Raw genomic sequence first — 1191 nt, 5'->3', positions numbered from 1 at the left:
TCGATATGCTGACCCTTGGTCAATACCTGCAACCTTCGCGTAACCACCTGGCCGTGCAACGCTTTGTGCACCCGGATACCTTTGCCTGGTTTGCCGAAGAAGGCACCAAAATGGGCTTTAAAAACGTGGCGTCCGGTCCGCTGGTACGTTCCTCGTACCACGCCGATCAGCAGGCGCACGAGGCCAAGAAGGGCTAAACCTTCAGGCAAATAAAAAGGGCGACCCTAGGGTCGCCCTTTTTATTTGTGCGTTGGGTTGGCGCTACTGGCTGCGCAAACGATTCAACAAGCTGTGGTCGGGGTAGCCGTCAGCGGGCAGGTTCAAGCGTTGTTGATACGCTCGTACGGCCTTGCGCGTGTTAGCGCCAATAATCCCGTCGGCACTCCCAGGCTCAAAGCCATGGGCGGCGAGCAATTGCTGCAGCTCAATGCGTTCGCTGCGACCCAACTGAGCATCGTCACGTGGCCAGCTGGCTTTTACGGCGGAGTTGCCACCGCGAATACCGTCGGACAACAGACCCACCGCCAACGCATAGGAGGTGGAGTTGTTGTACTTGAGGATGCTGCGGAAGTTGCTCAGTACCAGAAATGCCGGGCCGCGATGGCCGGCAGGCAGCAGCAGGGTTGCCGATTCGCCAGACAAGGTCGGCGCCAAGGCGCCATTGGCTGGCTTCACCCCAAGTACCGTCCACTGCGCCACGGTTTTGCGTTGCTCCGGGTCGGCCAGGGCGTAGTCAAAGCCCTGCGGCAGGTTCACTTCAAAACCCCAGGGTTTGCCCAACTGCCAGCCCGACTGCTGCAGGTAATGCCCAGCGGAGGCGAGGGCGTCGGCGGCGGAGAACCACACATCGCGGCGGCCGTCGCCATCAAAGTCGACGGCATGTTGGTTGTAGGTGGTGGGCATAAATTGGGTTTGGCCCATGGCGCCAGCCCAGGAGCCGACCAAGCGCTCCGGAGCAATGTCGCCATGCTGGAGAATTTGCAGGGCGGCGATCAACTGCTCACGCCAGAACGCGGCGCGGCGGCCTTCATAGGCCAGGGTCGCCAGCGAACGGATAACGTTGTTGCTGCCGATGTTATTGCCGTAGCCGCTCTCCATGCCCCAGATCGCCACCAGGGTTTCTGCCGGCACGCCGTAGCGTTGTTCGATGCGGCTTAAGGTGGCCTGTTGCTGAGCGTATTGCGCTTGGCC

General features: G+C 60.8%; 1 protein-coding gene and 1 pseudogene. One reads left to right on the top strand and one right to left on the bottom strand.

Features of this window, described 5'->3' with window-relative positions; genetic code table 11:
* A pseudogene (locus AAAB16_RS09385) lies at positions 1-197 on the top strand (lipoyl synthase); the annotation flags it as partial.
* Positions 198-261: 64 nt separating this feature from the next.
* Here AAAB16_RS09385 and AAAB16_RS09380 read toward each other — a convergent pair.
* Positions 262-1191, bottom strand: a 930-nt coding sequence (locus AAAB16_RS09380; RefSeq protein WP_340663093.1) for a lytic murein transglycosylase, incomplete at its 5' end; no start/stop codon positions are given.

The organism is Pseudomonas sp. (assembly GCF_037994325.1).
Classification (GTDB): Bacteria; Pseudomonadota; Gammaproteobacteria; order Pseudomonadales; family Pseudomonadaceae; genus Aquipseudomonas.
The sequence above is the reverse complement of the archived record's forward strand: the minus strand, read 5'-3'. Positions and strand labels throughout refer to the sequence as shown.